Raw genomic sequence first — 19676 nt, forward strand, 5'->3', positions numbered from 1 at the left:
CACATCCTTTACGATTTTGAAAGGTTTTTACTTTTAGCGTACGCATTCACGCTGTACTGCACAAAATAAGTGGCGCTTTTCCATAAAGGCAGCCGCTCTTGCTTGCGAAGAAGTTTCCAATACCTCGTCGCTGCTTTTAGCTTGTTGCGAGAAACCGAGTGAGATACAAGACGGTAATAAGCAAGTGACTCTTGAAGGCCGTACGCTGTATAGCCTTTTCTCAACAGTGACAGCCAAAGCGCCGTGTCTTCTGGCTGAATGTTTGGCATTGAAATCCCGGAAATTTGTTTTTTATCAAGCATCACTGTCAAACAGCCGATAATGGTGTTCCCCGCTAGCATTCTATAGTCAACGCTTTTCGGAACGTTTACTTCAACGCCTGTTTCTTCACCTTTTTCATCCATTATGCTGTACCCTGTATAGGAAAAAGCGCAGTTTTTTTCAAGCATAAAAGCGACTTGCTTTTTAAGTTTTTTCCTATGCCATAGATCATCACTGTCTAAAAAAGCAAGGAACCGTCCGCTTGCTGCGCTTATACCTTCGTTGCGTGCCGCTGCGGCTCCTGAATTTTTGGTTAGCTGAAGCAGCTGAATGCGTTGATCTTTTCTACTGAATTTCTTTACTACTTCAGCCGTTTCATCTGTCGAACAGTCGTCAATCACAAGCAGCTCCCAGTTGAGGTAGGTTTGCTGCTGAACGGATTTAATAGTTGATGAAATGAAGGCTGCGCAGTTATAAGCAGGTGTAACAATTGAAACGAGGGGCTGATTCGGTTGAGATTTGAAGTTATTCATTTTACATTCTCCTCACTTTGGTGATTTCGTAAATAGCTTGACAGCAGCGCTAAGTATAAAAAGAACAGCTCATTTACAATTAACGAAAGCGACATCATTTGAAGCAAAAAACCAACAAACGTTAAAAATAAGTACGGCTCTTTTTTATGAATTTTTTGTTTTAAAAGCTGAAGCAACACAAGAAGTAAAAAGCTAAAATATAGGCAAAAGCCAATCATACCCGTCTCTGATAAAATCTCTAAAAACGTGTTATGAACGTACAGCGCTTCGCCGTAGTAAAACAAGTTATACTCTGAAAAGTTAAAAGCGCCGATTCCGGCAAACGGATGCGATGAAAAAAATTCAAATGCCCGGCTCCACAGCGAAAACCTTCCGCTTCCTCCGTCATGTAAAAAATCATCGGCTCGTTCGGTTAAAATAGTGAACACGTTAAAATTCGTCATAAAATGAGCGATAAGAGCAAGTACACCAAATAAAAACACAAACGAAAGAACGGTTTTGAGACTGTTAAGCGAACGAGTAATGAGCAAATACAGAATCAACACGGCGACCATGGCAATTAATCCGCCTCGGGAAAACGTTAAAACGCTGGCTAATGTACTCAGTAAAAGTCCGACTTTATTTTTAGTACTATTGCTATTGGTTAAAAAGTAAGTAAAAAACAGCGTATTATAAAATACGTAAATATTAGGATCATCGAGTACGCCAATCAAACGCGGATAGCTGCGGTCAATCATGACGCCCCATTTAATAATTTCTACTTCGGAGGCAAATTGAAAATGAACGGCTTGAAGACCTGCAATGTAAAGCAGCAAGCTCACGCCATTAAAAAGAAGGCCCGCTCCGGTTAACGCACGCTTGATGCTGCCGCTATGAAACTCTGCTATCACATATTTCATTAAAAAGTAGCAGGCAAGGATAAGCAAAACGCCTAGCATAATACGAAGACTCGCTTCTGGGTACAGAGAAAACGCTCCGGTCATACAGTAAAAAAGATAAAATAAAAGCAGCAGCACTTCATACGCCTGGAGCTTATAGACGTAAAAAGAAGCAAAGCTCAGCAGCAGAAGCGCAAATAAAAAAATCATGTACGGCTTTAATGAAAAGCCAATATTGACGTTATATTTACTTAATGTAACAAGAACAAAAAGGCAAAACAAAACGGTCGGTTTTCGATTTTGCACGTATACACTATCCATTTTGCGCCTCCTTTCTGTTCTCTACGTTTAGTGGTTTGTTTTTTTGCAGGTATCCTAACGCTTGATTTCTAATCTCTTTATCTAGCAGCGTTAACAAAAACACAAGCAGCATGTTTACACACAGCGCAATAAACGGGTGCTGTGAAAATAGCAGCGTGGTAAATACAATCGTACTGCCAAATAAACAAACAAAAATCGGAAAGGTTTTACGCATGATGCTCAGTCTTTCCGGATTACATAACCAGCAGCCAATAAATAAAATCCCTTCAATTAAAAGCGCAGCATACACGGCTCCTATCACAGAATAAGCAGAGCTTAAAAAATAGTAAAAAGCAATTCCCGATACAACAGCAACTAGCTGAACGCCCGTTCTTCTTCCTTGAAGTCCTTTTGTTGTTAAACCATCTGCTAGCGCTACGCTTAAGCCTTGAAAAATCAGCATGAGCGACAGCCACTTTAACGCATCTCCCGCTGCAGCCCATTTGTCTCCAAACAACAACGACACGGCAAGATCGGATAAATGATAAAAAGGTAGCGCCGTTAGCATCCCTACTAAGCTCATAAGCTTCACTTGAAGAATATTTAACTCTAGATGTTTGTCCGCCTGCTGATGATTATAGTGACGAAACAATACTGGATAAAAAGCACCTGCCACAATTCCTGGAACTTGATACAGCGCGGATGGAATACGGTACGCAACGGCAAACACGCCGACGGCTGCAAGCGGAATCGTATTTTCTAATACGATCGGACCAAGCTGCGGCAGCAGCATAATCAGCAGCCCGCTTACAATAAAAGAGCCGATATTTTTCAGCAGTCCGCGTTGAATTTTCTTTTTAACATTAAACGATACTCTTTTTCCCACCATCCATAGGCCGTATACTCCTGCTAGAAGATAAGAAAAGCCAAACAAAAACGAAATAAAAAACGCGCTTGTATGCATCAGCATTCCAACCGTCAGCAGAACCACCAGCAAAAGAGCTGAATAGATTCGAATCGCTCCTAAGTGATGCATTTGTTCAGTAAGCTGAAAATACGTAATCCCGATGCTTTGCATCGCAAGCCCTGTTACCATCGGCACAATCAAGTAGTACATCATTTTTACAAGTGATGCTTCGTGATAAAACAAGGAAATTACTATATATGCCCCTGCAAATGTCACAAGCAAAAGTAAAATTCTCATTTTCACATACGAGGATAAAAGATGATCCACGTCAGCTCGCTTTTTGGATCCTTCGCGAAGCACCGTGTTGCTTAAGCCAACGTCTGTAAAGTAGCCTAATATCATCGCAAAAGCTAGCGCTACGCTGAACCTGCCGTAACTAGCTGCGCTTAAATACTGTGCCAGTACGATAAGCGCAGCTGCATTTAATAAACGTGATACAACGGTACTAATAAATAAGTGAACAATGTTTTTCCAAATGGAATTTTTCTTCATACATCCCTCTTACTCCATCGTTTTAGCAAATTGTTGAGCTATCGTTTCATGATAATAGTCATACGTTTTAGCTAATCCTTTTTCAAGCGTAAAAGCAGGCGACCACTTCAATAATTTGATGCTTTCTTTATTGCACAGTCTGCTGTCTGCAATATCACCTTCACGCACGCTGTGGTAAACAGGTGTTAAGTGACTGCCTGATATGCTTTTCATCGTGAAAAAAAGTTCGTTAATGCTGATGCTGCTGTTATTGGAAATATTAAACGTGCCGCATCCTTCATACTGAATGGCTTTTAAGCACGCCTGGCTCACGTCTTCCACGTAAATAAAGTCTCTTGTTTGACGGCCGCTTCCGTAAATAATCGGCTGCTGGTTCGTAACAAACCGGTCAAAAAAGATCGAGATTACGCCGCCTTCACCCTGTGAATTTTGCCGCGGGCCATATACGTTGCTGTAGCGAAGAATGACGTAGTCAATATCATACAGCTGCTTGGCAAGCTTAAGATATTCTTCAGACGTAAACTTTGACAGTCCGTACGGTGAAGCTGGACTCGTTGGATGAGTAAGTGAAATTGGAGTAACGTCCGTATTTCCGTACACGGCCGCTGATGAAGCAAAAATGATTTTTTCGGTACCGTGCTTTTTGCATGCATTAATAATATTGATTGTTCCTTGAATGTTAACGTTGGCATCATGATGAAAATTAGTAACAGAATGAGCCACGCTTACTTGAGCCGCTTGGTGAACAACATAATGAGGTTTAAACTCGGCAAATACTTTATCTAATTCTTCACTCACAATATCTCCGTAGTGAAAAGAAATGCCTCGATTTTCTAAGTTTGCTATTTTCCCTGTTGAGAGATTGTCGATTATCTTTACTTCAAATCCGCTTTGATAAAGAAGCTCTGCCATATGTGATCCAATAAAACCGCATCCGCCTGTAACTAATACTCTTTTCATGTTATCCCTCTCCTATCTTGATCCGTCTCCTGTTACGATGACTCTTAGCGTTTTTATCATAATCTTCACGTCAAACCGTATATTCGTATGTTGAATGTAGTAAAGATCAAACTCCAGCTTTTCTGCTGGCGTTAGCTCATATCCTCCGTTAATTTGTGCCCAGCCTGTCAGGCCCGGCTTAACAGCAAGCCGCTGACTAAACGAAGGCAGCGTTTTTTGGAATTCTTCTATAAATACGGCTCTTTCAGGTCGTGGTCCAACAATCGACATATCGCCTTTTAACACATTCCACAGCTGAGGCAGCTCATCAATTCGCGTTTGGCGAATCAGCTTTCCTACTTTGGTGACCCGGCTGTCATTTTTAACCGCCCACTGCGCTCCGTTTTTTTCAGCGTCACTGTACATCGAACGCAGCTTCATGATGGTAAATGCTCTGCCGCTTTGACCCAGACGCTCTTGAAGAAAGAAAGGTGAACCCGGTGTTTCAATCATCACAATGAGCGCAAACAGCAAAATAACAGGCAGCAAAACCACAAGAGCCACAAACGAAATCACGATATCAACCATGCGTTTACACAGCGAGTAAAAAAGCGGAAATTCTTTTTTTAGCACATCGGAATCACCGGTCGTTTTCGAGACAATTTGATTCATCGTTTCACTTCCTTCTATATAAAATGAGGAGCTAATGAGACGGACTCCAAATAACGCCTAGCACATGAATACGCGCTTTTTCCAGCATATTTTTCGTTTTAACAACAGCATCCATTTTCGTTTTGCGTTCTTCCACAACAAGCATGGTCGCATCACATTTTGCTGCAAGAATATGAGAATCCGTCTCTTCTAAAAACTGAGGCGTTTCAAAAAGAATCAAATCGTATTCTTCTTTCCATCTTTCTATGAGCTCATTAAAATACTTGGAAACAAATAGTGTGGATGCGTTTCGAAAGTGAGATCCGGCCGTAAGCACATCCAGTCCTTTGTATGACGTTTGTTTAATGGGTACATGTCGGCCTTTCCCGTTTACTAACACATCCGTTAATCCTTCTGAACTTCCAAGGTCAAAGAGCTGATGAAGAGAAGGACAATGCACGTTTCCATCAATAAGAAGAACGTTTTTCCCTTGTTCGGCAAATGAAATACCTAGCTTTGCCGTTATAAGAGGCTTCTTGTCATTCAATTCCGCTGATGTGATTGTCAGGCATTTGACTTCACTATTCAGCAGCACTTCGACATTTTTTCGAATCATATTTGTTTGGTTGATGGTTTTGGCATCTTGATACAGTGAAAATGGATACTTTTTTTGTTTAAAACTCAAGGTTCTCCCTCCTTGCCTTTTCCTGATCACTGCCTTGCTTTTGATTTCGCTTCATTTTTCGAGGTTCAAGCTCGATATGTCCAATAATCGGAAGTCCGATAAGTTCTTGAATATCTTGTTCATTTCGAACTGTGCTATCAAGATATTCTCTTAGCATCGCTCCCGCTATTCCTACCAACAGACTGACCAAGATAGTAATAGCTGCAACCGGCAGCGGCTTTGGAAATACTTTAAGGCTTTGAGACGGCTCGGTTAATACTTGAATGTTGCTTCCTTTCATTAGCTTCATCGCTTGATCTTTTGAAAGAAGAGCTACTTTATTTGCGATTTCACTTACCGTTTTCGAATTCTCGTTTCTTACGGTAATCGTGACAAATTGAGAGTTTTCGTTATGATCAATCGTAATTTGTTCACTCAGCTTTTTATTAGAAATAGTTAACTTTAAGTCGTCTTTTACACCGTTTATGATCATCGGACTTTTAATAAAATCGATATACGAAGAAATTAATTGGGTATTCAGCTGCGTAATATTAGCAATTTCATCTACATTCTTAGATGTTGCTTGATTAACAAGCACTTGAGTAGATGCTTGATACGTAGGTTTTAATAGATAGAAACAGATAGTTGTGATGCTCATACTCGTAATGACTATGACTAAAAGCATCGTAAGCCATCTTCTTTTTAAAATTCGAAAAAAATCCTTTAGCTGAATTTTATCCTGCATCGTAAACTCACCTCCATACGCTTTATCTCTCTGTTACTTACGACTCACTGCTCCGCCGAAAACAACTTTGTTTCTTGTCAGGAATTTCCCTAATCTGCTGGAAGGCTTTTCAACAAAATGATACGTGACGGAAGCCATCGCCAGTGATAAAAGGAAACAAATGCTTAGAATGCTCCAGTACGGCAAAAGTCCGTGTAACAAATACATAGCTGAAAACAGCACAATGAGATGAGTTAAATATAAGCTGTACGAAATCTTACCTAGAAATGACAGCACTCCTGTGCGTAAAACCTTTGAAGCTGCCGGCGATGCTAAAGCGATAATAATGAACATACAGCTCCCTAGCATCACTGCCAGATTGCGGCATAAAAAGTTATTAGTGATTGCGTAATTTCCCATAATGCCTTCAGATAAATAACAGGTAAATGCAATCAGAACGATAAGCACCTTTTTAAATGTGCCAATTTTCAGATAAAGTTGAATAAAAAAATCTCGATATTTCGCCGTAACTGCACCTGCTGCGAATAAAAGCAAATAATGATAAGAAAGCAAGAAATTCGTAGGTTCTAAGTTTGATTGATTAAGCAGTAATAACGCTGATGATGAAACAAACACGAAAAACAATAGCATTACGATTTTCTTTGCATCCATTCGCAGCAAAAGAATCATTAAAAGAGGAAAAATAATTGAAATTCTCATTTCATGAACAAGCGACCAAATAACATTGTTGTAAGCGTCTGTGTTAAATGTGCCAATTAAAAAGAAGTGCTGAAGAAGTAAACTTGGCGACTCGTTTGTGATCCATGAGTTATTAAACCAGTGGCTTACCTGTGAGATCCCGCCTTGACTAAATAAGATTTTGCATAGAATAGCCACACACACCGCAAACAAGTAAGGAAGATAAATTCGGCAAATTCTTCTTACAAGATAGTTCTCATATCGAAAAGAAGAACGTCCATAAAACGGCAGCGCTAAAACAAATCCGCTTAAGACAAAAAACAAAACAACTGATTCATTTCCACTGCTGAACAATAGCCGCAGCGGACTTTCTTTTACCATGGACAGTAAAAAAGAAGAATCACCGTCATACCTATACTCACTGAAGCTTGGATAAATCATGAGATAATGATTTATCACAACAAAAAGAGCTGCTAACCCTCTTAACGCATCAAGTTCTACATATCTTTTTTCCATGTAATCTCCTATCTAAAATGTAATAAATGATGTCATCCCTTCATCGCACAGCGCTCATCTTAAATAGTGCTAGCATACTATATAAAACGTTCACTATAGCGAATAAAAAGGTGATTAATCGACAAATATTCTTAATAAAGAACAATTTGTAAGTGAAGTATAGCATGATATACCCGTATCAAGAATAGGTATTTTAACCTATTTTATTCTTTATAAAGAACAATATATTATTAGATTTATATTTATATCTACACAAAATGGACATTTATGCGTTATAATGAACAAAAAATCCATAAGCAGAGGATGAACTGAATGTGATAGGGAAAAAGATTAAGAATTTGCGACAAAAAAAAGGGTATTCTATTACACGCTTAGCTGAGGAAGCCCATATTTCAAAATCATATTTATCTCATTTAGAAAAAGGGTTAAATAATAATCCTTCCCTTCAAATGCTTGATAAAATCGCGTCTTCTCTTCATACAACGATTGACGAATTAATCGAAGGAGACATCAGCTGTGCAGCTCTAACTTCAAAGCCATCCCTCAATTTAGAGTGGCTGCATTTAATTGAGCGAGCCATTCAAGACGGCATGACCAAAGAAGAATTTATTGAATTTCAGTATTATTTAAAGTTCCGTAAAACAAACTGATAGATCCATTCATAAACGTTTAATTTTTTTGTTGTAATCGACCTATTTCGACATCTTTTACAAATATTATTTTGTAAAATAACTGTATACTAAGAATACTATTACAAATTATCCAGATAAGGGCAAAACTATTGAAAAATAGTGACGCAAAGCTTCAGATCTAAGGCCGCTTTTGGCTATGATAGCTGGGTTCCCTGGCAAAGGGTGGATGAATCGTAATGAAAAAAGAACATGTACTGTCAATCGATCAAGAGTGGGTAAGTCTTATGGAATCAGCCCGCAAGCTGGGTCTGACCATTGAAGAAGTCCGGAGATTTTTATCAGAGCTTAAGCGGAACTAAATTAAAAAAGCACGCTCTAATCAGAGCGTGCTTTTTACAGTTATTATTATTCTAGAAGAAAGTGAAACCCACTCCTATTAAATACGAATTCCTTTTGGCTTACGCTGGTCAAACGTATAAACCTCCGTAAATCCGCACTGTTTTGCCATTTCAACCGCTTCTTTCATATGTGCTCCTACGGTTTCAGCGAAGTGTGAATCAGATCCAATTGTTAAGATTTCTCCGCCTAAATCGCGGTACAGCCCAACAACTTCAAGTGCCGGCAGCGCTTCGCTCAGCTTCCCTCTTATACCTGAAGTGTTAATTTCAATGCCAATATTACGATCAATTGCTTTTTTCAAAATATCCGCAAGAATATCTTTGAACTGATGAAAGTCGTAAATGCCGTATTGCTCAAATGCATAGCGCTTCATTAAATCTAAATGAGCCAACACGTCAATGTCCGCTTCGCTTACTAGTTTATACATTTCATTAAAATAAGCGCGGTAAATTGCGTCTTTATCGTTAAGTTCTAAATGTTTGCGAAGCTTGATGTTATTAATATTATGAACTGATCCTAAAATAAAATCAAAGTTCTCTTGCTGCATCGTTTTTTGATACTTCTCTTTTAGATAGTGCGGTTCACAAATTTCAATTCCTTTTTTAATCACTAGCTGGTCTTGGAATTGATCTCTGCATTCCGCTAGTTCTCGTTCATATTTATCAAAATCCATATGACCGTACGTTGGCGCTAATGGATTTAATGAAAAGTGCTCGGTAAAACAAATTTCGTTTATGCCATTTTTTACAGCTTGTTCGCACACTTCTTTCATGACTGCCTGTGAGTCAAATGAATTATTCGTGTGATGATGGTAGTCTACTAGATACATAATTTAGTCACCTCTAAATCTATTATACATTTCTCTTGCCCTCACTGCACATAGAGACCCTTCTACCGCCTCTCCCACCTTTTTTCGTTCATCAAAAGAATTTCCACTAAAAAAAGATATTTTTCCTCTTCCAGTAATCCTTCTTTTCTTATAAACTAACTTAATATAGCAGATGTTCTGACATACAACTTGACAAACAACTTTTACTTACAAAGGAGAAAGGAAAGAAGAAATGCAGATTGAAAAAAGTTTTGCTCAAACAAAAAGCCCCTTTCTGTCTTACTTAAGCTCTTATGCTAAAAAGATGAAAGGAGAACTAAAAGAAGAGCCGAAAATCAATTATAGAGACGCGGTCGTTTCTTCAATCGGAGGCTTAATTGCGATTATCATCAGCAGCGCGATTGCACTAGCGCTTGGTTATCCAATGGCTCTTGCTCCGATTGGCGCAACCTGCGTACTTGTCTTCGGTGCTCATAAAGGGCCTTTATCACAGCCGCGCCACGTGCTTGGAGGGCACTTACTAGCAACGGTTTCTGCACTTATTATCTGGAGTTTATTTCATCGAAGTCTTATCACCATAGCGATTGTCCTTGCGTTTGTTCTTATTTTAATGATTCTTACCAAAACCGTTCATCCTCCTGCTGCGGCTAGCGCGATTGTTGCCATTAACACTCAAGCAGGCTGGGGATACTTAGGTATTATTATGATTTGTGCGTGTGTAGTTGTATTGATTTCTACCGTGTATAACAATTTATTTCAAGATCGGCAGTATCCCAGGTATTGGGTTTAGAAAAAGCTTTGGAATATAAAATTCCAAAGCTTTTTTCTTTTTCACTTATTTCACTAATCAAACTATTTTATGCCTTAAGTATCTTGTTTTAATTTTCAGAATTGTTTATACTCGAAACATCTTTGTTTTTCTAGGAAAACAAAGGAGGTGAATTTGCAGCACGGTCTATACATACTCAAGGGGGATTTTTTATGTTGAAATTAATTGGGGTTTTGCTAGTGGCAGTGGGTTTTTTATTTCGTTTAAACACTTTGCTTGTGGTAACTGTTGCAGGCCTCGTGACGGGCCTTGTAGCAGGTTTATCATTGTATGAAGTAATCACGATGTTTGGACAGTTTTTTGTAGATAACCGCTATATGTCTATGGCTATTTTACTTACTCTTCCTATATTCGGCGTGTTAGAAAAATACGGGTTAAAGGAACAAGCGGAAGTCCTGATCAAAAAAGCCAAAAACGCTTCTTCTGGAAATGTTTTACTTATATATCTTTTTATTCGTGAAATCTCAGCCGCAGTCGGCTTAAATATTGGAGGGCATGCTCAATCTGTGCGGCCTTTAGTTGCACCTATGTCTGAAGGCGCAGCTCGTGCCAAATACGGAGAGCTTCCACCTAAAGTCAAAGAAGATATTCGCGCTCACGCAGCGGCAGCTGAAAATACAGGGTGGTTTTTCGGAGAAGATATCTTTATCGCAACGGGTGGAATTCTTTTAATGAAAGGATTTTTTGACTCCGTAGGGATTCATGTCGACGTCTGGGATATGGCGCTTTGGGGAATTCCAACAGCCATCGCAGCGCTGCTGATCAGCGCGATTCGTTTCCGTCAGTTAGACCGACGTATTCATAAAAAAATGACGAAGCACAAACCAACATCATCTTCTAAGACGGAGGCGAGTTAAATGAAAAGCATCCTGACGCTTGATACGATTTACTACTTACTTGGTATTATTGTCGCTTTTATCGCGATTCGAATCGCACGCGATCACAACCATCCTAACCGTTTAGGATCTTCTCTATTCTGGGCGCTGTTTTCCATTACGTTTTTATTTGGCGACGTCATTCCGCCTTTTTATATAGGATGTTTAGTCATTGTTATGGTGCTGCTTGCTTCATTTAATCGTGTAACTAAATCGAATGAAGCTGAAACACCTGCTGAAGAACGAGTGGCTCACGCGCAGCGATTAAAAAACAAAATCTTTTTACCCGCTTTATTTATTCCTATTTTTACGATTATCGGCACTCTTCTTTTTGGCAAGATCAAGTTCGGAAACTGGGCATTGATCGATCCAGAAAAAGTCACGTTAATTTCACTGGCAATCGCAGCTGTCATTGCCTTTATCGCTTCAATGGGCGTCACCAAAGCAAAAATGGACGTGCCTGTTAAAGAAGGAAGCCGCTTGCTTCAAGCCGTCGGCTGGGCAGTTATTTTACCACAGATGCTCGCAGCGCTTGGCGGCATCTTTTCAAAATCAGGCGTTGGAACAGTCGTTTCAGATATTGTGAGTGACGTGCTTCCAACTAACTATGCGTTTGTTGCTGTGCTGGCTTATTGTCTAGGAATGCTGCTATTTACGATCGTCATGGGAAATGCGTTTGCAGCGTTTGCCGTTATTACTGGAGGGATTGGTCTTCCACTGATTGTACATATGCACGGAGGAAATCCAGCGATTATGGCAGCGCTCGGCATGTTTGCTGGCTACTGCGGCACGCTGTTAACGCCAATGGCAGCCAACTTTAACATTGTACCTGCTATGCTGCTTGAATTAAAAGACAAAAACGCCGTGATTAAAGCGCAAGTACCGATTGCTTTATCCGTGTTTGTAGTAAATACGCTATTAATGTACTACCTTGTATATCACTTTTAAAGGAGAGTAATAGAATGACAACTGTATTACTAACTGGCTTTGAACCATTTGAAGGTGAAAGCATTAACCCGTCTTTAGAAGCTGTAAAAGCTTTGGACGGCATAGCTGTTGAAGATTATCACATTATTGCTAAGCCTCTTCCTACGGTGTTTGGTGAATCAATCGCAAAGCTTCATACGTATATAGAAGAAATCAGCCCTTCTATCGTCATTTGCGTTGGACAAGCAGGCGGCCGAGAAGGGATTACAGTCGAACGTGTTGCTATTAACGTAGATGACGCGCGAATCCCTGACAATATCGGCCAGCAGCCCATTGACCGTCCTATTATCAAAAACGGCCCTGCCGCATATTTTTCGACACTGCCAATTAAAGCCGCTGTCGAAAATTTGCGCCAAGCAGGCATTCCAAGCAGCGTCTCTCAAACCGCTGGAACGTTTGTCTGTAATCACGTGTTTTATGGGCTGATGAACATGATTCAAAACTGTTGTATTAAAGGGGGGTTTGTTCATATTCCTTACCTTCCTGAACAAGCTGTGAATCATCCGGGGAAAGCGAGTATGTCGCTGGATTTGATTGTGCAGGGACTGCTGAGTGTGGTGAAGACGACGATTTTGGTGGAGGAGGATGTTGTGGTTTCTGGTGGGGCTACTCATTAAATTACAAATTTTTCTTAACAAAAACCTGAGCCTTACTCCACTTGTGAGTAAGGTTTTTTCACTGAAAACAGCTATTTATATTTGTAAAATGTCTTAACTCTCTTAGTTTCTAGTGAAAAATTGATATGCTATCTTTTGTTCTTTTATTAAATTTTCATTTCTATTTCTTTGCAATATATAACATATTTCTGTTATTTGATTCATAGACAAGCCTGTGATTTCCCTACATTCGTGCAATAGGCGCAACTCATTTTGCCCCAATTGAATTTGATAACTCTTTCTCTTACAATCAGTATTTTCAAGGAAGAACTCGTGTTTAAAAAAGTGATGATAGGTAGATCTATTTTGTAATTGTAGTAAAAGTTCAGGTAAATAACTAAGAAAATGTCGTAAATCTTTTGTAGGGGAAGTTACAGGAATAGTCAGGGGTAGAGTAATAGTCGTTCTCTTATTTAAGTGAAACAATTGTGAGTTATTGTTAGGTATATTAACCTTTCGAGACATACATGGATGAATAAACTCCCTAACTAAGCTGAGAAAATAAAGAATTTGCTTTTGATCGTATATCACTAGTCTATTTTGGCTATCTAAGGAAAATGAAAGATGTAAATGTGTAAAAAGGATTTCTATTAACTTTTTATTTTCTTGGTTACTAAAGCTATTTGTAGAAAGAATAATCTTTCTAATAGTAGAATTACTAATTGTTAAAGAACCATCATCTTGATACCACCATGCTAAAGTTAATGGTGAAAAATGAGCATTTACAAACTCTAGTGGTAAAACTTTTTTATCTTGGGGATACCAGATTTCTTTTAATAATGTACTGACTTCTCCTACTTTCGATTGTGTGTAGTAGCTTTCGCTGTATCCATCTTTTAATCGTTGATCTAGAACCTTTCTATACTTAGGAAATGATAATTCTACATAATCTTTCAATTTCTCATAACACCAAAAGACCCACTCCTTATCTTTTAAGCAATGGCTAAATCGGAACCTTGGCTGGCGTCCTTTTTCAATAGAAATATTGCCATCACCTAATAACTTGCCTACGATCATACACAGTTGATTGTATGGAATTAACTCTTTCAACTGCTTTTCTTGGTTCATTTGTTTCACCATCCTTTAATAAGAACGTTTGCTCTATTTTAATTTACTTTTTATATTTTTTCAATATTAAGAAATTTAAAGGTGATATATTTCTTTCTCATTTCATCCCAGTGATGTCGTTCAAAAAAGTCTAAAAAAAGAGCTCTAGCAAAATAGCTAGAGCCTCCTCCAAATAATTTGAAATTAACGAAGAAGTTGTAATACTCCTTGTGGTTGTTGGTTCGCTTGCTTTGCGACTGTATCTTTCGATTACAGAATAGACTATATCTTCATCCATGTTTTTCATGGAGCTGGGCACTTCGAACAGTTTTCACTGCCCTACGAGATTCATAGTCATAGTTTTCACCTTAGACCGTATTCTCTAGTCGTTGAACCTTCTCCAGAGTTTCCTCACAGAAGCTTGGCTGCTGATTATCCATTGTTTTATCTTTATCATTTTCAAACCGTCACGCTTATCGTTTCTGATTACGTTGTGGTTGATAAAGCTTTAGGAAGTTCCAGCAGTTCACCCAGTTATCCTCTAGCTCGTTACCAAGCTAGACGCCCTGTAATCATTATCTCAAAAGTTGTAATACTCCTTGAGGCAACTGATTAGATTGAGCCAACATTGCTTGTGATGCTTGAGAAAGAATTGAATTCTTCGTTTGTTCCATCATTTCTTTCGCCATCGTGCGAACATTTACTTTCATAAATGACTAGACTATATCTTCACCCTTTTATATATAAGTAGGGGTCGGGCACTTCGGATTCACAATACTGATGTATACTGTTTCACCTATGGATTTCATCATCTTGAGCTTAGCTTTTAGATGGTCTATCCTAGTCGTTGAACCTTCTCCACTCTTTCGAGACAGGAGCTTGGCTGCTGATTGCCCAATCTTTTCCTTTTTTCTAACCATCACGCTTGTCGTTTCCAACTACGTTGTGGCAAGAAAAGCTCTAAGGGGTTCCCAGCAATTCACCCGATTATAATCACTAGCCGTTACCAGCTAGGACGACTGTGCTTGTACTGCTTATGCAGCTAAAGCATAATCTACGTCACGAATACGAGATTCAGCAGCAGTTAAGTTTTCAGATGATGTACTTAAGTTGTTAATAGTGTGGTCTAAACGATTTTGGAATGCACCAAGTTTAGCACGTTCTCCTGAAACCGTTTCAATAGCACTACTAATTGTTTTAATTGCAGCGGATGCTGACTTTTGATCTGAAATATTAATGCCCTTTGTATTGTCCACTGTCGAAGTCGTAAGAGTTGTGGTAGCACTTCCCACAGTGGCATCTGCACTAAGATCTCCATCTGCTTTTGCAGTAGCAACAACAGCTCCATTTGTACTATTTAAAGCATCTAAAACATCCTGTTGTTTTGCCGTAATAGCTCCTGCTGTTGGTGGTGTTGCTGCACCATCACCAGCAGCTTGTGCTAAAGTTACAGTAACAGTTTTCCCATCACTACTAACTTCAGCAGTAGTTTTATCTATAGCAGCTCCACCTGCAGCAGCTGCAGCTTTAAAATTAACTGTAACTGCTTCGCCTTTATCATTTCTGATTTCAATTGCATCATTTCCATTTAGATCTGTTTTGTCACCTGTTTGACCAGTAACTTTTAGAGCGCTAGCATCCATGTTGTTAATAGTTAACTTAACATTTTGGTCTTCGTTAGCACCAATATGGAAAGCTACGTCTTTCGCATCACCATTAATTAGTTTCTTTGTATTGAATTCTGTATCTGTAGAGATTCTTGTAATTTCTTGAGATAGTTGATCTACTTCTTTTTGTAATTCCTTACGATCTGAATCAGTATTTGTATCATTTGAAGATTGGACTGCTAATTCACGCATGCGTTGTAAAATATCAGTTGTTTCACTTAACGCACCTTCTGCTGTCTTAATTAATGACACACCATCCTGTGCATTGCGGGATGCTTGATTTAACCCACGGACTTGCCCACGCATTTTTTCTGAAATAGCAAGACCTGCAGCATCATCAGCTGCATTGTTAATACGCAAACCTGAAGATAATTTCTCCATTGACTTAGATTGTGCAGCATTCGCATTATTATACTGACGATACGTATTTAACGCTGCAATATTGTGATTAATTCTCATTTCCCTTTACCTCCATATAATTGTTTTACTTCTTGGTTACATCCTTGTATTCAAGAAGCATCACGCTTACTAATTAATTAAGCGAGGAACGACAGTAATCAAACATATAACATATACCTTTAAGAAATATGTTCATACTATATATCGACATCAAGGTTAAGTTGTTTACAGTCTCTGTTTATTTTCTTTTAAAATTTTATGTATGCTGGTACTAGAGTAACATTTTGATTAGTTAGCCTTCTCTTATACAACAATCCCTTGCATTCTTGTATAATATTTGTAATTCATAAAAAGACAGGAGCGCTAACAATGCAAAATTTACATCACATTTTTGAAACTCATAATTTCGAACTAACAAATGAAACAACAAAAGGACTTGAATATAAACATCAAGAGACTGAAGACATCGTATATTTACTGCCAACAAAAGAAATAAACCTTGCAGTAAATCCTCTTTCATTTGATATTGATCTAAGTCAAAGTGATGGAAAAATTCATAGTACAGCTCTAAAACATTTTCCAAAGAGGTTAAACGGAGGGAAACAACCAATTTCTTTTGGGTATTCATTTAAGTTCCCAACAGAAGAAGCATTAAGTGATTTTTTACATACGTTCAATAATTAACATCAAAAAAGACGCTTGAACTCAAGCGTCTTTTTGGACCTATTTTTCTTACTTAGGATATGTTGCCTTTACCCGGTACGTAGCGCTAGATATGCCGTTCCATTCGTATGGTGTTACTTTAACATAATAAGTGCCCTGTGAAAGATCCTCATTAATCTCTATAACGTTGCCTGCTGTACTATAATAATCTCCAGCTATTCTTTGGCCATATTGATCATAAAGGTACATAGAATAGCCGCCTTTCATATTATCTAACACAATTTTTGCGTTTCCATCTTTTTTTGTTGTAAATTGATAGACGTCTCGATCCACACTTGAATACGAGCTTGAGCTATAAGCTTGACCCGATACTATGTTCATTGCAGTTTCAATTGTTTCGTTTGGTTCAAATGTCGCTGCGTCTCTTTTTATTGTTCCTGCATAGGTTGCTTTTATTCGATACGTAGCACTCGTTGTGCCGCTCCATTCATATGGTTTAATTTTAACGTAATAAGTACCTTGCTGAATCTCTTCATCTATTACAATTTTACTTCCTTTTGAACTATAATAGTCTCCAGCTATACGGTCGCCATTTTGGTTGTACAAATACATCGAATATCCTGCTGTTGTTTGATCTAGCGAAATATAGACTTCTCCATCTTTAGTGGTGGTAAATTGATAGACATCTTGATCAATATTCGATTCACTTGTTGATGTATACATCTGTCCTGAGTTGATAGACATACTTGTTTCATTCGTTTCATTCGGCTCAAATGTTGAAGGATTTCTGCTTATCTCTCCTGCATAAGTTGCCTTTATTCGATATGTGGCACTTGAAATTCCACTCCAGCTGTATGGCTCTACTTTAATGTAATAAGTGCCTTTTTGGATATCTTCATTTATTACAATTTTACTTCCTCTTGAACTATAATAGTCTCCGGCTATGCGATCACCATCTTGATTGTATAAATACATCGAATATCCTGCTGTTGTTTGGTCTAATGTAATATAGACTTCTCCATCTTTGTTGGTCGTAAAAGTATACGTGTCTCCAGCACTGCTTGATGTCATTTTCCCTTCTACGAACACACCCGACTGCAGCCCGCCTTTTGGATTTGTTTTCACATTGATTGCTGAACTTTCCGCTGTATTATTAGAAGGGTCAAACGCTTTGATTTTATACGTATACGTTGTGTTTGGCTGCAAGTTTGTATCCGTATATTCTTTTACGTTGCCTACTGTTTTTACTAGTTTATTATTTCGATAGATTTCATACTGTTTAATCCCTGAAGCATCATGAGCGCTTAGGCTTAACGTTACGCTATTCGTTGTTTTCGATTTTACCGTTACTTTCNATTTTACCGTTACTTTCACACTATCTGGTTTTGTTGTATCTTTAGGCAGTGTTTTTGCTGAAACGGTTCCGCTTTCTGTCGCATTATTAGAAGGATCAAACGCTTTAATTCTATACGTATACGTTGTGTTTGGCTGCAAGTTTGTATCCGTATATTCTTTTACGTTGCCTACTGTTTTTACTAGTTTATTATTTCGATAGATTTCATACTGTTTAATCCCTGAAGCATCATGAGCGCTTAGGCTTAACGTTACGCTATTCGTTGTTTTCGATTTTACCGTTACTTTCACACTATCTGGTTTTGTTGTATCTTTAGGCAGTGTTTTTGCTGAAACGGTTCCGCTTTCTGCCGCATTATTAGAAGGATCAAACGCTTTAATTTTGTACGTATACGTTGTGTTTGGCTGCAAATTCGCATCCGTATATTCTTTTACGTTACCTACTGTTTTTACTAGTTTATTATTTCGATAGATTTCATACTGCTTAATTCCTGAAGCATCATGAGCGCTTAGACTTAACGTTACGCTACTTGTCGTTTTCGACTTTACCGTTACTTTTACGCTATCTGGTTTTGTTGTATCTGAAGGGTACGTCGCTTTTAAACGATAACTTGCACTTGAAATTCCGCTCCAGCTGTATGGAGTAATCTTAATATAGTACGTTCCTTTAGCAAGGTTCTCTTTAATTACAATAGTGTTCCCTCGAGAACTGTAATAATCTCCGCCTAGCGATTTTCCATCTTCATTGTACAGGTACATTGAATAGCCGCCCGTCGTATTATCCAGCTGTACGACTGTATTTCCATCTTGACTCACTTTAAACTTATACACATCTCGATCTGATTTAGAGTAGCTAGTGGAACTATAATACTTATTAGAGCTAATTTCCATAGCCGTATCCGGTGTCTCATTTGGTTCAAATGTTGACACATCGCGCTTAATGCTTCCTGCATATGTTGCTTTCAAACGATATGTTGCACTCGTTATACCTTTCCAACTGTATGGATTTACCTTAATGTAATATGTGCCTTTTTCTACCGTATCCGAGATGACAATCGTATTTCCTTTTGTACTGTAATAATCTCCACCTAATTTATTTCCATTTTTATCGTATAGATACATTGAATAACCAGCCGTTGTTTCATCAAGGGTAATGTACACTTCTCCGTCTTTATTCGTTGTAAATTGATAAACGTCTTGATCAATATCTGATTCACTGGTAGATTTATAGATTTGACCTGAATTGATATTCATGCTTGTTTCCATTGTGTCATTCGGTTCAAAAGTAGTAGCATTGCGGGTAATATTTCCTGGATATGTCGCTTTTAAACGATACGTTGCACTTGAAATCCCACTCCAACTATAAGGAGCTACTTTTACGTAGTAAGTGCCTTTTTGCACTTCTTCTTTTAATACTATTTTACTACCTCGAGAGCTATAGTAATCTGAAGTAATAGTCTCACCGTCTTCATTATAAAGATACAGATAAAATCCTGCTGTCGTTTGGTCTAAGCTTATATAAACTTCTCCATCTTTATTGGTAGTAAATTTATAAGTGTCTGTTGCCTTGCTAGATGATAATTTACCTTGTACAGCAACACCAGAAGATAGATTTCCTTTATTGGCACTTATGCTTTGTGCATAAGTTGTATGATTAAAAAATGATAGGAAAGCCAGTAGGCAAACTAGTACAATACTTAATTTAAATTTCATTTA

The 19676-nt window shown here is 38.3% G+C and carries 20 protein-coding genes and 1 riboswitch; of the genes, 7 read left to right on the top strand and 13 right to left on the bottom strand.

All coding sequences use genetic code 11. The annotated features are described in order from the left end of the window. Positions 1–8: 8 nt before the first annotated feature. From ACFX4E_RS08335 to ACFX4E_RS08370, 8 genes are read right to left on the bottom strand one after another with little or no spacing between them, the layout of a single operon-like run. Positions 9–794 (bottom strand): glycosyltransferase family 2 protein, encoded by a 786-nt coding sequence (locus ACFX4E_RS08335; RefSeq protein WP_377258094.1) that lies wholly within the window; start codon positions 792–794, stop codon positions 9–11. Beyond that, positions 791–1993, bottom strand: coding sequence for an O-antigen ligase family protein (locus tag ACFX4E_RS08340; protein WP_377258097.1), 1203 nt, complete (start codon positions 1991–1993; stop codon positions 791–793). The genes ACFX4E_RS08335 and ACFX4E_RS08340 overlap by 4 nt, the downstream gene beginning before the upstream one ends. Then, positions 1986–3431 carry an oligosaccharide flippase family protein gene (locus ACFX4E_RS08345; RefSeq protein ID WP_377258100.1) on the bottom strand — a complete coding sequence of 482 codons (1446 nt, stop codon included), beginning with the start codon at positions 3429–3431 and terminating at the stop codon, positions 1986–1988. The genes ACFX4E_RS08340 and ACFX4E_RS08345 overlap by 8 nt, the downstream gene beginning before the upstream one ends. A 9-nt stretch (positions 3432–3440) precedes the next feature. Continuing rightward, positions 3441–4391, bottom strand: a complete 951-nt coding sequence (locus ACFX4E_RS08350; RefSeq protein WP_377258103.1) for an NAD-dependent epimerase/dehydratase family protein — start codon at positions 4389–4391, stop codon at positions 3441–3443. 12 nt (positions 4392–4403) lie between these two features. Continuing rightward, complete coding sequence (locus tag ACFX4E_RS08355; protein WP_377258106.1) at positions 4404–5042, bottom strand: sugar transferase; 639 nt, start codon at positions 5040–5042, stop codon at positions 4404–4406. A gap of 31 nt (positions 5043–5073) precedes the next feature. Continuing rightward, entirely contained in the window at positions 5074–5706 is a 633-nt protein-coding gene (locus ACFX4E_RS08360) for a CpsD/CapB family tyrosine-protein kinase (protein ID WP_377237495.1), read from the bottom strand. Continuing rightward, positions 5696–6430, bottom strand: coding sequence for a YveK family protein (locus ACFX4E_RS08365; RefSeq protein ID WP_377258109.1), 735 nt, complete (start codon positions 6428–6430; stop codon positions 5696–5698). The genes ACFX4E_RS08360 and ACFX4E_RS08365 overlap by 11 nt, the downstream gene beginning before the upstream one ends. 33 nt (positions 6431–6463) lie before the next feature. Next, positions 6464–7624 carry an acyltransferase family protein gene (locus ACFX4E_RS08370; RefSeq protein ID WP_377258112.1) on the bottom strand — a complete coding sequence of 387 codons (1161 nt, stop codon included), beginning with the start codon at positions 7622–7624 and terminating at the stop codon, positions 6464–6466. A 314-nt stretch (positions 7625–7938) separates the two neighbouring features. On the opposite strand from ACFX4E_RS08370, the gene ACFX4E_RS08375 reads away from it, so the two are divergent. Beyond that, positions 7939–8274: a helix-turn-helix domain-containing protein gene (locus tag ACFX4E_RS08375; RefSeq protein ID WP_377258115.1), complete on the top strand. Its 336-nt coding sequence runs from the start codon at positions 7939–7941 to the stop codon at positions 8272–8274. Positions 8275–8385: 111 nt separating this feature from the next. Then, positions 8386–8472: riboswitch (cyclic di-GMP riboswitch) on the top strand. 20 nt (positions 8473–8492) lie between these two features. After that, complete coding sequence (locus ACFX4E_RS08380) at positions 8493–8615, top strand: anti-repressor SinI family protein (RefSeq protein WP_084595920.1); 123 nt, start codon at positions 8493–8495, stop codon at positions 8613–8615. Between the two features lie 77 nt (positions 8616–8692). On the opposite strand, the gene ACFX4E_RS08385 is transcribed toward ACFX4E_RS08380, so the two are convergent. Then, on the bottom strand, positions 8693–9484 hold the full coding sequence (locus ACFX4E_RS08385; RefSeq protein ID WP_377258118.1) for a histidinol-phosphatase HisJ family protein: 792 nt from the start codon (positions 9482–9484) through the stop codon (positions 8693–8695). 232 nt (positions 9485–9716) lie between these two features. Between ACFX4E_RS08385 and ACFX4E_RS08390 the strand changes: the two genes are divergently transcribed. The 4 genes from ACFX4E_RS08390 (at position 9717) to pcp (ending at position 12792) form a co-directional block, all read left to right on the top strand. After that, entirely contained in the window at positions 9717–10274 is a 558-nt protein-coding gene (locus ACFX4E_RS08390; protein WP_057274458.1) for an HPP family protein, read from the top strand. A gap of 191 nt (positions 10275–10465) precedes the next feature. Next, positions 10466–11170 carry a DUF969 domain-containing protein gene (locus ACFX4E_RS08395; RefSeq protein ID WP_377258121.1) on the top strand — a complete coding sequence of 235 codons (705 nt, stop codon included), beginning with the start codon at positions 10466–10468 and terminating at the stop codon, positions 11168–11170. Then, on the top strand, positions 11171–12136 hold the full coding sequence (locus ACFX4E_RS08400; protein WP_377258124.1) for a DUF979 domain-containing protein: 966 nt from the start codon (positions 11171–11173) through the stop codon (positions 12134–12136). A gap of 14 nt (positions 12137–12150) precedes the next feature. Then, positions 12151–12792: a pyroglutamyl-peptidase I gene (pcp, locus tag ACFX4E_RS08405; RefSeq protein WP_377258127.1), complete on the top strand. Its 642-nt coding sequence runs from the start codon at positions 12151–12153 to the stop codon at positions 12790–12792. A 102-nt stretch (positions 12793–12894) separates the two neighbouring features. Here the strand turns inward: pcp and ACFX4E_RS08410 are convergent, their stop codons facing one another. The 3 genes from ACFX4E_RS08410 to ACFX4E_RS08420 all read right to left on the bottom strand — a co-directional run bounded on the left by ACFX4E_RS08410 (position 12895) and on the right by ACFX4E_RS08420 (position 16004). Then, the gene (locus ACFX4E_RS08410; RefSeq protein ID WP_377258130.1) at positions 12895–13899 is read right to left on the bottom strand and encodes an endonuclease; all 1005 of its coding nucleotides are present in this window, start codon (positions 13897–13899) and stop codon (positions 12895–12897) included. A gap of 554 nt (positions 13900–14453) precedes the next feature. Beyond that, positions 14454–14588 carry a flagellin gene (locus ACFX4E_RS08415; RefSeq protein WP_049163237.1) on the bottom strand — a complete coding sequence of 45 codons (135 nt, stop codon included), beginning with the start codon at positions 14586–14588 and terminating at the stop codon, positions 14454–14456. A gap of 324 nt (positions 14589–14912) precedes the next feature. Beyond that, positions 14913–16004 (bottom strand): flagellin N-terminal helical domain-containing protein, encoded by a 1092-nt coding sequence (locus ACFX4E_RS08420; RefSeq protein ID WP_377258133.1) that lies wholly within the window; start codon positions 16002–16004, stop codon positions 14913–14915. Between the two features lie 309 nt (positions 16005–16313). Here ACFX4E_RS08420 and ACFX4E_RS08425 point away from each other — a divergent pair, with 309 nt between their 5' ends. Further along, positions 16314–16628: a hypothetical protein gene (locus ACFX4E_RS08425; RefSeq protein ID WP_208756116.1), complete on the top strand. Its 315-nt coding sequence runs from the start codon at positions 16314–16316 to the stop codon at positions 16626–16628. 48 nt (positions 16629–16676) lie between these two features. Here the strand turns inward: ACFX4E_RS08425 and ACFX4E_RS08430 are convergent, their stop codons facing one another. Beyond that, a complete protein-coding gene (locus ACFX4E_RS08430) occupies positions 16677–19673 on the bottom strand; it encodes a pre-peptidase C-terminal domain-containing protein (RefSeq protein ID WP_377579664.1) in 2997 nt (998 codons plus the stop codon). Between the last annotated feature and the right edge of the window lie 3 nt (positions 19674–19676).

It is taken from the genome of Priestia sp. YIM B13491 (assembly GCF_042787605.1).
Classification (GTDB): domain Bacteria; phylum Bacillota; class Bacilli; order Bacillales; family Bacillaceae_H; genus Priestia; species Priestia megaterium_E.